The organism is Pseudovibrio sp. W64 (assembly GCF_001623145.1).
GTDB lineage: Bacteria > Pseudomonadota > Alphaproteobacteria > Rhizobiales > Stappiaceae > Pseudovibrio.
In genome coordinates this window covers 95,256-108,761 of record NZ_LMCI01000028.1, presented here as the reverse complement: position 1 = coordinate 108,761, position 13,506 = coordinate 95,256, and the positions used below count along the sequence as shown (strand labels likewise).

Annotated in this window: 11 protein-coding genes; 5 read left to right on the top strand and 6 right to left on the bottom strand. The window is 51.3% G+C overall.

Annotation, left to right across the window (positions count from 1 at the left end; all coding sequences use genetic code 11):
- Nucleotides 1-9 precede the first annotated feature (9 nt).
- From PsW64_RS11320 to PsW64_RS11295, 6 genes are all read right to left on the bottom strand, one after another.
- Nucleotides 10-1,350, bottom strand: coding sequence for an NAD(P)/FAD-dependent oxidoreductase (locus tag PsW64_RS11320; RefSeq protein WP_063303658.1), 1,341 nt, complete (start codon nt 1,348-1,350; stop codon nt 10-12).
- Between the two features lie 184 nt (nt 1,351-1,534).
- Nucleotides 1,535-2,302 carry an SDR family NAD(P)-dependent oxidoreductase gene (locus tag PsW64_RS11315; protein ID WP_057465964.1) on the bottom strand — a complete coding sequence of 256 codons (768 nt, stop codon included), beginning with the start codon at nt 2,300-2,302 and terminating at the stop codon, nt 1,535-1,537.
- Between the two features lie 111 nt (nt 2,303-2,413).
- Nucleotides 2,414-3,883, bottom strand: a complete 1,470-nt coding sequence (locus tag PsW64_RS11310) for an adenylate/guanylate cyclase domain-containing protein (protein WP_057465918.1) — start codon at nt 3,881-3,883, stop codon at nt 2,414-2,416.
- An 86-nt stretch (nt 3,884-3,969) separates the two neighbouring features.
- Complete coding sequence (locus PsW64_RS11305; protein WP_063303657.1) at nt 3,970-4,791, bottom strand: MBL fold metallo-hydrolase; 822 nt, start codon at nt 4,789-4,791, stop codon at nt 3,970-3,972.
- 13 nt (nt 4,792-4,804) lie between these two features.
- Complete coding sequence (locus PsW64_RS11300; protein WP_193757786.1) at nt 4,805-5,245, bottom strand: cyclic nucleotide-binding domain-containing protein; 441 nt, start codon at nt 5,243-5,245, stop codon at nt 4,805-4,807.
- Nucleotides 5,246-5,345: 100 nt separating this feature from the next.
- A complete protein-coding gene (locus PsW64_RS11295) occupies nt 5,346-7,937 on the bottom strand; it encodes an ABC transporter ATP-binding protein/permease (RefSeq protein ID WP_063303656.1) in 2,592 nt (863 codons plus the stop codon).
- Between the two features lie 253 nt (nt 7,938-8,190).
- Between PsW64_RS11295 and PsW64_RS11290 the strand changes: the two genes are divergently transcribed.
- The 5 genes from PsW64_RS11290 to PsW64_RS27900 form a co-directional block, all read left to right on the top strand.
- On the top strand, nt 8,191-9,432 hold the full coding sequence (locus tag PsW64_RS11290) for a glycosyltransferase family protein (RefSeq protein WP_057465963.1): 1,242 nt from the start codon (nt 8,191-8,193) through the stop codon (nt 9,430-9,432).
- Nucleotides 9,433-9,434: 2 nt separating this feature from the next.
- On the top strand, nt 9,435-10,673 hold the full coding sequence (locus tag PsW64_RS11285) for a glycosyltransferase family 4 protein (protein WP_057465915.1): 1,239 nt from the start codon (nt 9,435-9,437) through the stop codon (nt 10,671-10,673).
- Nucleotides 10,673-11,803, top strand: coding sequence for a glycosyltransferase family 4 protein (locus tag PsW64_RS11280; protein ID WP_063303655.1), 1,131 nt, complete (start codon nt 10,673-10,675; stop codon nt 11,801-11,803). The genes PsW64_RS11285 and PsW64_RS11280 overlap by 1 nt, the downstream gene beginning before the upstream one ends.
- Nucleotides 11,803-13,002 carry a glycosyltransferase family protein gene (locus PsW64_RS11275; protein ID WP_063303820.1) on the top strand — a complete coding sequence of 400 codons (1,200 nt, stop codon included), beginning with the start codon at nt 11,803-11,805 and terminating at the stop codon, nt 13,000-13,002. Before PsW64_RS11280 ends, PsW64_RS11275 begins: the two co-directional genes overlap by 1 nt.
- On the top strand, nt 12,992-13,506 hold a 515-nt coding region (locus PsW64_RS27900; protein WP_208980736.1), incomplete at its 3' end, for a polysaccharide deacetylase family protein. The genes PsW64_RS11275 and PsW64_RS27900, both read left to right, overlap by 11 nt.

Here is a 13,506-nt window from a genome sequence, read left to right as displayed (position 1 = left end):
TCAAGGAGGTTAGATAAAGGGTCCGAGCTTGATTTTGGAGCCATCGGAAAAACGCGAATAACGGAAGCGCGTCAGGTCGTAGCCAGCTGGTTTGTCCATGAGCAAATCTGCCATTATGCGTCCTGCGGCAGGACCAATGCCAAACCCATGCCCGGAAAAACCCGTTGCGATAAACACGCCTTTTTGCGTCGGGACTTCATCCATGATCGGGACAAAGTCCGGCATTGCATCAATCATTCCAGCCCAACTTTCTTCCATTTGCAGCCCTTTGAGCTGAGGGAAGCGGTCAACCAGACGATCCTGAATGCGTTTGAGAGCTTTCGGGCTTGGATCAGGGTTTAGCACACGACATGTTTCAAACGGTGTGACTTCATCTCCAGACCAATGCCGCTTATGCGCCCATGAACCTGGATAGTTCTTTGGTGGGTTCATGCCAAAGGAAATGCCTTTGAAGGACGCTTTCACAGCAGGAAGCCACTTGAAGATGTGACGAAACGAGTCCTTACCGATGTAGTGATCATGAATATCACTGACCGCAAGCGTGTAGCCACCATCTACTCTTTTGCGGAACGCGAATGTGCCGTCTGCAGCGTTGCCGTTGAAAAGATCAGGCACAGCCTTGGTTGCAGCCACAGTTGCCCGCACACATAACTGAGGCATGGACACGCCGAGGTTTTGTGCAAAGAGTGAGGACCATGCACCAGCAGCGATCAGGACGCGGTTTGCTTTGATCGTCCCCTTTTCGGTCACAGCACCTGTGAGTTTACCACCTTCAATCTCGAGCGTACGCACTGCACAGTCTTCAACGATCACAGCGCCGTTGCGTTCCGCTGCCCTGCCAATCGCGGGCACAGCTATCCATGGCTCAGCACGGCCATCGCTTGGTGTGACCATGCCACCAACCCATTTGCCATCACGCCCCGGAATTTTGGTATAGACCTCGTCTTTGCTGAGGAGCTTGGTATCGAGTTGATGCTGTTTGGCGAGCTCAAGAAAGTCCTCATAGTTTTTGAGGTCCTCTTGTTTTTCTGCCAGATAATAAACACCCTCCTGGCGAAACCCGAGATCCTCTCCGGTTTCTTTCATCAGCTGCTGCCAGAGCCGGCTGCTTTCCATGGATATGGGGAGTTCTGCGGCATCCCTGCCTTGCTGGCGGACCCAGCCCCAGTTGCGGCTCGACTGTTCTCCGGCAACGCGGCCCTTTTCGCAGAGTGTCACGTTCACACCCTTTTGTGCCAGCCAGTAGGCTGTGCAGGTGCCAATCACGCCACCGCCAATTATCAGAACATCAGTCTGTTCTGGAAGGTCGCCGAAGAACTGTTGGGGAGTGGAACTGGTATAGGTCGCCATGAAGGCCTCTAGGAATCGGAACTATAATTTGCAATCCGATGAACTTAGCAGGACTAAGATACCACTGCACGAAGGTGTGCCTAAGCACTTAGTCGACCTTTGGATTAGACCATATTGGTAGGTCTGGTTGTTTCGCAACCAGAAGCTGGCCTGAGAACTCAGCGCTCTCAGACCAGAGAATTGCTTAGCGCGGTGCCATGCGGATTGCTCCATCCAGGCGGATGGTCTCACCGTTCAGCATTGGGTTGGTGCAGATTGCTTCCACCAGCTGAGCGTATTCGTCGCCGCGGCCCAAACGGGACGGGAACGGCACCTGCTGACCAAGTGAGTCCTGCACTTCCTGAGAGAGACCACGAAGCATTGGGGTTTCGAAGATACCCGGTGCAACAGTCATCACGCGGATGCCGGACTTGGACAGGTCTCGTGCAACAGGCAATGTCAGAGCGGCAATGCCACCTTTAGACGCTGCATAAGCTGCCTGGCCGATCTGACCGTCAAATGCTGCCACAGATGCAGTGGAGATGATCACGCCGCGCTCACCATCTTCTGTCAGTGGCTCAAGATTTGCCATGCGTGTTCCAGCAAACGACGTACAACGGAATGTGCCAACAAGGTTTACGTTGATCACCGTCTGGAACATATCCATTGGGTGCGGCTCACCACGAGAGGTGGTTTTTGCAACAGGCGCGATACCTGCACAGTTGACGAGAATACGTGTTGGGCCGTGCGCTGCTTCAGCTGCATCCAGACCTGCTTTCACGCTGTCATCGCTGGTGACGTCAACTTTTACGAACTGACCACCAATCTCTTGTGCCAGTGCTTTACCAGCTTCTTCATTCACGTCAAAAAGAGTTACTTTAACACCATGGCCAGCCAATTTCCGTGCGGTTGCCGCGCCAAGACCTGATGAGCCGCCGGTTACAACGGCTGCAATTTCTTTATTAAGTTGCATGGAATCCCATCCCGATTCATTTTGTTTGCCCCGCTGTCTTTCAAAGCTCCCGCCAAAATTCTTTGAAAGCAGCAAAATGCTGGATTGCGGGTCGGCATGAGAAAATCATTCTCACGCCAAAGCCACAAGGTCTACTTTTCCATTGATTCCCGCAACACACTCAGACTTTAAATCTATCATGTTTCCCTTATACCCTTGTCGTAGAGCCATGGAATAACTTGCGCCATCTGTCAGGAACCGCGTGCCCTGGACCTTGTTGGCGGCTTCCAGCTTTGCAGCGCGATTGACAGCATCACCGATCACGGTGAACTCCAACCGGTCCCGCACACCAACAACTCCGACGCTGACCGGACCTGCTGCGACCCCTACACCAACTTCAAATTTCATGGGCCAGCCTGCAGCTTCCAGATCGGCGCACTCTTCCTCCAGAATGTGAGTCAGTTCGACACCTGCTCGCAACGCATCAGCTGCATACGTTTCGCTGTCTGATACAGCGCCGAAGGTTGCAAGGATTCCATCACCAAGGAACTTATCAATTTTGCCCCCTTCTCCCAAAATCACCTTTGCAGCTTTCTTTTGGTAGAGGCTCAAAACACGCATGGTGGTTTCTGGCGGCAGTTTGGCGGCAGTTTTTGTAAAGGACCGGATGTCGACAAGAAGGATGGCAACATCCCGGATTTCACCGGTTCCAGCCATGAGCCTGCTTTCAGATTCCACAATGGAATTTGCAACTTCTGGCGTGAAAAAGCGGCTCAAGTCTTTTACTGCATTCTTTTGGCGAATGGCTGAGAAGAAGGTCCGTCGGGCTCTGAAGATAGAAAGGGCAAGAAGCGCTGTCACTGACAGGATGATTATCAACTTATCCAGCTCTGCCCCTATGAGAACCGCTTCGCCCGTCAGATACTCGATGTAGTTGCGGGTGATGAGCGTCGAACCACCTTGATACGTCAAAGCGTAGAACACCAGTCCCAGCCAGCCCAGGGCTCCGAAGACACCAGTGAGGATCACGTATCTTGGATCAAAGCGGAGGGCTCTCAAGGCGATGAACAGGAACAGGTACATCAAGGTCGGGGCCTTGAGGTAAAAAGTGGGATGCTGGGCATACTGGATGTGGAAGGAGAAAATCAATCCGACCAGAAGCGCCACGTCTGCCATGATAGACAGGACCAGATACCAGACCGGCAGAGTGGTTCTGAAAGAGACGTAAATTCGAATAAGCGTAAAGACAAGATAACAGGAAAAGGCGATGGGAACGAAGTTGAATCCCATTGTGCCTTCGGCCCTCGGAGCAAGGGCATATAGAACAGCGAAGAAGATGATAACGCCGAGCTGGACAATGCCGATCAGACGTTCGGAGGCCGCTTCCTGACGCGCTACTTCACTACGCACACGTAAAGGTAAGTCTCCTTCCGGAGCTTTTGGACCTAAAACACCGCGCTTCAGCTGTTGGTAGAAGTTAGGTTCAGCTTTCTTCTGATAAGAGATGCCATGGAACTTTTCGCTCAAGTCCACATCCGGCTTTTTCTCAGATCCACGTTTTTTTGAAGGATCGGAATTTTCTGGACCACTTCCAACTGCCACACTTGTCTCCCGTCACACCATTCAACAGGTGTTGCTGGTTTGCTCGCAGTTTCATCCGATCGGTTGCGAGCGACGGGTGAATGAACTCAAGGTTTGAAGACCATCCCTTCAGAGGCCACGATTGCTCGTGGATGCATCTGCTGGGCAGCCAAACCTATCTCGTCCAATTCATCATCCGTGCGACGCGGATCGTGATGAAAGATCACGGGCGTTTTCACGTTGGCGCGCTGGCATATTCCGACCACATGCTCCCATGTGGAATGTCCCCAACCCTTATACTTAGGGTATTCGGCACAGGTGTACATCCCATCCTGGATCACAACATCTGCATCACGGATAAACTCTAGGACAGCTGCATCGTGAGATTCGCTCCCCATTTCGTGATCTGTGATGATGCACATGGACTTACCATTGTACTCCATCCGGTAGCCACAGGCGCCGCCAGGATGGTTTAGCGCAACAGTTTTGATTATCAGCCCATTGTCTTTCTTCAGGGTGTCCCCTGCCTTGAAACTTTTAAAGGAAACAGCACTTAGCGTGTTCGCTCCTACCGGGAAAATAGGGGGCGACATGATCCGACAGATGATATCCTTCAAATCACACGGGTCATTAAAATGGCCTGCAGTTAGACGAATATTGAAATTGGGATCGTACGCAGGCTCAAAGAAGGGCAAACCACAAATGTGGTCGAGATGTGTATGCGTGAAGAGAAGATCGATGTCGCGGTGCGGGCCTTTCATCAACTCTTTGCCCAGATTGCGTGCACCAGACCCACAGTCGACCATCAACAGAACGTCCCCCGCCCGGATTTCAAAGCAGGTTGTTTCTCCGCCGTATCTAAGTGTTTCGGGACCAGCAGCAGCTGTTGAACCGCGAACACCCCAAATTTTAAGAGAAAACTCGTTCAAGTAATCTGGCCTTTCAAGTGGACGCAGGGCGTGCCTGCGCAAGTTCTCTGGTCGTTTTTTCCAATCGCAACGCCAATACACGCATAATCTCGAGCGAAACTTTCGGAAACTCCGCGATGAGCTTCAAAAAATCGTCTTTGGATATTGCCAGAATGTGAGTTGTACCCACTGACTGTAAGGTCGCTGTTCTTGGCACATCACACAGGATCGCAATCTCACCAATGATGGCATATTGTCCAACCTTCGCAACCTCATTTTCATCAACAAACACAGCAACTTCACCGGAGAGGACAACAAATGCACTGTCACCATCATCTCCCTGATGGCACAAATGCTCCCCATCCTGAAACTCCATGCGGTCACTGATGAACGCAAGAAGACGCAGTTTGCTTGGTTCCAATCCCTGAAAGAGAGGGACACGGCTTAAAGCTTGGACTTCTGCATCAATAGTCACATTTCACTCCCAATAACTTGATGAGCATAGCTGAAGTTCTCCCAGCAAACTGTGTTCCAGCTCACATCATCTCGCCTTTGTTTCACCATAGTTCCCAAGACTATCTTTCGATAACCCTCCCATTTTCTAGGTGAAGCGTCGTAGAAAACTCCTCAGCAACACTTTCATTACTTACTCCGAACATGAGAATTTTATCACTCATGAGCTTCCTGAGGTCTTCGCGCAGGGTCATATCTGTTGCACTTACACTGTTTGCTGTTTCATCCAGAACGTAGATGTGGGCATTCTTCAACAGAGCACGAACCAGACAAATCAACCTACGTTGATGGGAGGATAACTTCGCGCCAGCAATGCCCACCTGATAATCGAAGGCAGCGCGGCGAATTGGGGCGATCAGATCTCTTTCACGCACGAGCTCTTGCAGAACTTGTTGTATTTTCTGGCGGGCATCGCGGCGGTCCAACCTTGCGTGTCCGAAGACCAGATTGTCCTCAATGCTCAAAGTGGTGAGATAAGTGTCTGGATCAAAGAACTCGAAACGCTCATTGTCTTTGCCCACTGTTTCCATAAACTGTTTCCGAGCTGCAAGGATCTTCTCCCGCATATCATCATCCAAGACACCAAGGCGGTGCTTTGCTGGAATGAGCTTGAGCGCCAGCGCAATCAAACGGGCCCGATCTACATCTTTGAGCCGTTTGCGCCGCTGTTCACCCTTTTGCTCATTCACAATACGGGCAAACTCCGGAAGATCCTCACGACTGATGAAAGAGTACCTGTTCAGCAAATCACTGTCTGCACTCACATCAGCAAACAGTTCGACCATAGTCTTTGCAATTTTCAGTCCGATATCCGCCAGAAGCACATCAAACCCGGTCTCTTTGAGGAAAGCTGAAATCTGCGGGTCTGTCGGAACATGTTCAATGGTCATGAAGTGTTCTTTGGGACTTGCAAAAAACAGGTTCTGCGCAAGATTGGCAGACATATTGAATTTTTCAGGGTCCCAGAACTCGACGAGATTTTGAAGTTTCGTGTCATTTTGGATTTTCTCGCGCAAGGCTTTCCGCGCCTCAACCAATTTGGGCATGAGGCCGCCATTGAGCTCTTCAGTCTCGTTTGGATTGATGACTGTCTCAACGCCCAGCAAGTACAGATCACGTGAGAAGCCTGCTACTTTACACAGCTCGAGGGCTTTGTCTTCCAGCTCCTGCATGGAACCTGCATCGGCCAGCTCGTAATCTTCCCAGCGCGCTTTCAAATCAAAGTAAGGATTGAGTGTCATGGCAGCTTCCTTCAACTGACGCTGCCTTTTCCTCAGATCACTGCCTTCGTACTCTACTTTTTCCTGAGGCCGATGACGCAGCCCGTAAAAGAGATTATCGCGAATTGTCCCCGTCCAGACATGCAAATGACCACCCACGTAGGCAATCTGCCGACCCAAGGTCGCTTCTGGCATGCTTTCGAAATTGGTGTTGTTGATGGTGACTGATCCTGACGTGGGGCTCAGCAATCCAGCTGCCATCTGCAACAATTCAGCGCGTCCAGAACCATCCACACCAGAAACAGCCAGTGGTTTACCCGGCTCGACATTAAGTGAAACATTATGCACTTCCTGCCCGGTCCCTACTCCTGATAGCCCTAGTTTATCTAGGGTGAGTGGGCCTGTGAGCACCAGAGATTCATCATCCAGCAGGCGTTGCTTGTCGTAGAGATCAGGTGGGTCGAAGTTTTCAACCACTGTCTGGTATTTGACTGAGACGTCTGCGGTCATTTGGTAGTAGGCCAGCAGCTCTTTCCATGGACCAGCCAGATCCTTGTAGGCTGCAATCACCGCAATCAACGCACCGATGCTGAGCTGCCCTTTGATGACCAGATAGCCGCCGATAAAGTAGAAGAAAAACGGCGTCAGCTGATTCATGAAATTATTGACGAATTTGATGAAGTACTTGCGATTATAGATATCGAAACGAATACGGAAGTTTCGATAGAGTCTGTCTGAGAGGTCTGCTGAATGCCACGCTGAGGTGTCGTTGCTATGAATCTCGGAGATACCTGAGATGCTCTCCCCCACCTTATCGGCGATCACGCGCACATTCTTCACACGTTGGCGAGACAGGCGAACGACCTTCTGTTGAAGCTTGGGGATGATATATCCCTGCACCGGATAAAGTGAGATAGCGGCCAGCCCGAGCAGTGGGTCCTGCATGAAAATAAAGCCGACCTGAACGACCAGCATTCCGCCTTGATAGGCTGGCAAAGCGAAGGCCTCGCCAACAAAACCACCAACATCCTCGACCTCGGCGGTAATCATTGGTATGATCTCGCCGGAGCTGACCTTCTTAAAGTGAGGCAGGCGGAAGCGGAGTACGCGCTGAAACAGCTCAAACCGCAACTGGCGTAGCATCCTCTCACCCAGTCTACCCTTGTAGACATTGAGGTAGAGCTTGATGCAGTTGCTAACAACAACAAGAACCAAAAACAAAATACATAGCACCGCCAGATACTGAATCTGACCGAGCTGCATTCCGAAAAGTTCTACTGGAAAATTGCTACCCTGAATTGCTTCATTGGTAATTGTCTTAGGTAGATCCAGCAGGATGTAACTCACCGGATAGGACAATATGGTGACTAGAAGAATCGCCACTTGATAGCGGGCTGAGTTCTTCCAGATGAATTGGAAAAGCGATTTTTCCATGTCCACTCCGATTAAGCTCAGATCAGGCTAACCCAAACTGAGGCGATGCGATTTACGCTCTAACTGACGCAAGGGAACTTTACGCTTTAAGATCTTAAAAAACGGCATAAACCCGCAAGATCCCTTGGATTTATGGGGGTACTTCTTTGGTGTTTAAACGCTTCAAAGCAGGTTTGACCGTTCCTTGGTGGCCCTCCCCCGCCAAACTGATCTGATGCTGAGGTTTATGCGCAGCAGATGGAATAAGAAGCGCATGACGGTAATGACGCCAAAAATTCTGATTTATAGCCACGACACCTTTGGATTGGGCCATCTGCGGCGGTGCCGCACAATCGCACAATCTTTGGTTGGCTCCTTCCAGGAAATGTCCGTTCTCATCCTTTCAGGATCTCCCATCATTGGTAGTTTCGAGTTTCGTTCCCGGGTCGATTTTGTCCGCATTCCGGGCGTGATCAAACTGCGCAGTGGTGAGTACACTTCGCTCTCCCTACAGCTTGATATCAATGAGACGATCGCCATCCGATCATCCATCATCGAACACACGGCCAAGGTGTTTAAACCTGATATCTTCATCGTCGATAAGGAGCCGCTTGGGCTGCGCGGTGAGGTTCTCCCCTCGCTTCAATACCTTAAGGGGCAAAAAACACGGCTGGTTTTGGGTCTTCGCGATGTGATGGATGACCCGCATGTTCTGAAGGAGGAGTGGCTTCGCAAACGCGCCTACCCTGCTCTCAATGATCTTTATGATGAGATCTGGGTTTACGGCCCTTCAGTGATGAACAATCCATTGGATGGGCTTGGCTTTGACCAGTCGGTGATGGAAAAGACGCTCTTTACCGGCTACCTGCGCCGGTCAATGCCAAGTTCAGCTCAGGATTTCACAGCGCCCTTTGATGGTGCCCCCTATGTGTTGGTGACCCCGGGCGGGGGCGGTGACGGTGTTGAGCTCGTCGATTGGGTCATACGGGCCTATGAAGCACGTTTGCGTCCCTTGTTCCCTGCTCTCATTGTCCTTGGACCTTTCATGAGCAAGGCAGATGTGGAAGCGTTTACAACGCGTGCATCTCATTTGCGCGATGTTGAGATCCTTCGATTTACCCCTGAAATTGAGCCCTACATGGCCAATGCGACTGCTGTGATTGGCATGGGAGGGTACAACACATTCTGCGAGATCCTCTCCTTTGACAATCCAGCCCTTCTGGTTCCACGTGTTGTGCCACGCAGAGAGCAGGCTATTCGAGCTGAGCAAGCCCAGCGGCTGGGTCTTGCGCAAATGCTTCCGATTGACTCATACCCGAGTGTTGAGCTGATGGTGAAAGCATTGGCAAACCTACCATTTATCGCACCGCCGTCTCATGCTCATTCCGAAAACTATCTGGGCGGTTTGGATATTATCAATCTGCGAACTGCCGAAATTCTTGGCATGCGTGAACAGCATTTATCACAACGTCTTGGTCCTCGAGGCGATGTCAAACTGACATATAATGCGGGGTAGTGATGGAAGTTGGTCGCATTGCTGTGGTTGTTAAAGGGTATCCTCGTCTTTCCGAGACCTTTATTGCCCAGGAAATCTACGGTCTGCAGGAACGCGGTGTAGGCCAGCTTATTGTTGCGCTGCGCCACCCCTATGATCCTTATGTGCATGACGTCCACGAGAAGATCACTTCCGACGTGCTTTACCTCACTGAGTATCTCAAGGATGATCTTCCTCGTGTCCAAAAAGCTATGGCATGGGCAAAGAAACAACCGGCATATGCAGCAGCCAGAGCATGTTTTGAAAAAGACCTAGAGAACAAGAAAAATGCAGAGCGCTTCCGCCGATGGGGGCAAGCTTGTGTGATGGCTCATGAACTGCCAGAGGATGTTATCTGGATACACACGCATTACCTTCACAGCCCTTGTAGTGTTGCACGTTATGCGGCTCTGCTCTCGGGGCGTCGCTGGTCATTCTCAGCTCATGCCAAAGACATATGGACCACAGAACGGTGGGAGCTTGAGACAAAACTTGCTGATGCTGTCTGGGGAGTAACCTGTACCAAAGCAAACCTTGCTTACCTGCGTTCCCTTTGCAAGGAACCTGACAAAATCAGTCTTGTTTATCATGGTCTCGATTTTTGCGGATTTCCTGAGGCTCCCCGTCCTGCCACGTTACGGGATGGAACAGGAGCTGACGGCGTTCGGATTATCTCCGTCGGGCGACTGGTAGACAAGAAGGGTTATGACAACTTGCTGCGCGCTTTCAGCAAACTCCCAAAGGACCTGAACTGGCACTTCACTCACATCGGTGGAGGTGAGCTGTCATGTTCACTCAAGGACCTTGGTGTGCAACTTGGTCTGGATGACCGTATATCGTGGCTGGGAGCCCAACCGAGGAAGCTTGTGTTGGAAGAGATGGAAAACGCCGATATATTCGCTCTTGCCTGTCGTGTCTCAAAGTCAGGTGACCGGGACGGTCTGCCGAACGTGGTGATGGAAGCACAAGCTATGGCGTTGCCGTGTGTTTCAACAGAGGTATCTGCTCTTCCTGAAATCATTGAAAGTAATGAGACTGGCCTGCTTTGCCCTGCTGAAGACATCTCAGCCTTATCAGAGGCACTGCAGCTTCTGATCACCCGCCCTTCTGAGCGAGAGCGCATTGGAACCAATGCGTTTGAAAGCGTTCATCGCCGGTTCAGCGCCTCGCCCGGTTTGGATTTTCTGGAGGAGAAGTTCTCGAGAAGTTTGGAGCCCTGCTGATGAAAGTCGCCTTTACAGCGCCCATGAAGCCTATTGACCACCCTGTGCCTTCGGGAGACCGAACCATGGGGCGATTGATCGTGCGAGCATTACATTTGGCGGGGCATGAAGTTGAAATTGCCTCCACTTTTCGCAGCTGGCGCGCTGAGGGTGGTGAGGACGTGACACGCGACGTGAAAGAGCTGGCGCTTACAGAGGCAAAGGCTATCGCAGAGCGCTGGATTGAACACAGTGAAGTGCCTGATGTGTTTCTCACGTATCACCTCTACCACAAAGCACCTGACTGGATCGGCCCGTACCTGTGCGCGAAATTCAACATTCCTTATGTGGTCGTGGAAGCCAGTCGTGCCCCAAAACGACAGGCAGGCAACTGGGCTCTCGGGTTTAATGCAGCTGATGCAGCTCTTGCTCAGGCCAGTCAGGTGGTCGCTCTGACTAAATCTGATGCACAATGCCTGAAAGAGGTCCTGAATGAAGATGTTCTGACGGTTCTGCCACCATTTTTGGAAACTGCAAAGTTTGAGGTCAGTCACAGTGTCACCAAAGGCTCGGCTGATGGAAAGATACGGCTGCTATGTGCAGGTATGATGCGTGAAGGCGACAAGCAATTTTCATACATGGTGCTTGCTGCTGCCCTGAAACAGATTGCCGATTTGCCATGGCGCCTGACCATTGCCGGAGACGGACCAGCCCGAGGTGAGATTGAACCGCTGTTTGATCCGGCACGCACCGAGTTTGTCGGGCTCATCCCTTGGCAAGAGATGCCGCGTCTTTACCGGTCTCACGACATTTTTGTCTGGCCTGCCATTCGTGAAGCCTTTGGCTTTGTGTTTCTGGAGGCTCAATCCTGTGGCTTGCCCGTAGTTGGTGGGCGGGTGTTTGGTGTACCTGACATCGTGGAGGAAGGTACCAGTGGTTTGCTTTCAGATGAAGGCGACGCCTCTGCTTTGGCTCAGAACCTGATGTCTCTCATAAAAAACACACACAAGCGGGAGAATATGGGTCTCGCAGCTATAGAAAACATTCACAAAAACCATAGTCTTGAAGCTGGGGCGCGAGGGCTGGACAAGGTGCTCAACGCAGCTCTTGAACATCACAGATTTAAACGGAGAGTTCACGGAGGCCGATGATGAAAGCCTTCATCCATGTTCAGCACTTACTTGGCTCTGGCCATATCGTCCGGGCAGTGGCGCTTGCCAAGGCACTGGTTCGTCAAGGCATTGCAGTGACCCTTGCAACTGGGAACCGTATTCCTGACACGTTGAATTGTGATGGGCTATCTGTTGTCCGGTTGCCTGCTGTGCGTGCTGCCAATGCAAAATTTGATGTTCTGCTGGACGAACATGATGCCCCGATTGATGAGGCTTGGTGGGAGAAACGCATCACGGCAACCCTTTCTGCCTTCTCCTCTGAGCATTTTGACTTGCTGATCACAGAAACCTACCCCTTTGGGCGCAGGATGTTTGCAGCTGAGATGACGCGTCTTCTTGAATGTGCTGGCAGCAAACTCTCCCCACCCTGGGTCGTTTGCTCCGTGCGTGACATTCTGGTGCGCAAGGACGAGCTATGGAAGGAAGAATGGATGGCATCACAAGCCTCTGCCTTTTATGATCGGATCCTTGTCCATTCAGACCCACAACTCATTACGTTTGATGAGAGTTTTCCGTTCTCAAACAGGGTGAGTTCGCATATCCGCTACACGGGCTATATCAGTGATGACCGTACAACATCCGCACCTTCAATTGACGGTGCGAGTGAGATTATTGTTTCGTGTGGAGGTGGAGCTGTCGGCTCTGCTTTGTTGCGGGCCGCGCTTTCTGCTCCCAACCATATGTCACCTAATATCAGCCATCGGTGGCGTGTGCTCGTTGGACAGGACGTTCCTGACGCTGAGTTCCAACAGCTTTTCAGGCACTCCACATCAGAGCTCATTATTGAGCGGGCTCGAAAAGACTTCCCTGCGCTTTTGAAGAATGCCAAACTTTCTATTTCTCAAGCTGGTTACAACACGGTTGTCGATATCCTGCGTGCAGGTATTCCATCCGTTCTGGTTCCTTTCGCGCAAGAAGCTGAGACAGAGCAAACTCAACGCGCGCTCAGCCTCATGAAGCATCACAGAGCTGTGGCTGTGCCCGAAAAAGTGCTCAGCCCTAATACGCTTGCACAAGCAGCACAAAAAGCACTCTCCCTTCCAGCACCAGACTTACACGTGGCGCTCAATGGAGCGGAGATTTCAGCTCAAGTGCTTGCCGCAGATCTTGGCATGGAAACACCCATGGACCATGCGCTCGGGATTATCTGGGAAAGGAACGTTTCTCGTGATCTCTAGTATTGCTCCTGTCTTTGAGCCTGTTCCGGAAAGCAGACAATTCGCAGGTGACGGCCAAGGGGTGTTTGAACATCATCTCACCCAGCACCTCAATTGGTTTGAAGAGCGCGGCCTTACTGTCAAGTTCTGGTGGCGGGACGATGATGCTGTTTCGCCAACTCCTGCGCTTGAAGAATTGCTTGTGTTTTCTGACCGGTTCCGCATTCCGCTTTCGCTTGCCGTAATTCCAAAATTCGCAACAGATGCGCTCGCCCAGCGCCTTGCGAACACGCAGGATGTTCATGCCGTTCATCATGGTTGGCAGCATAAGAATTATCAGAAGAAAATATACGGCGAGAAAGCCAGTGAGTTTGGGTGGCGGCGAACGTCTAAGGAAATGGCAAAAGAACTGGCAGAAGGCCGAGAGATCCTGCAAAACTTGTTCGGTGAACGCTTTGTGCCGTTGTTTGTGCCTCCCTGGAACCGGATTGCGCCGCGTGCTGTGCATCTGCTTAAGCAGCAAGG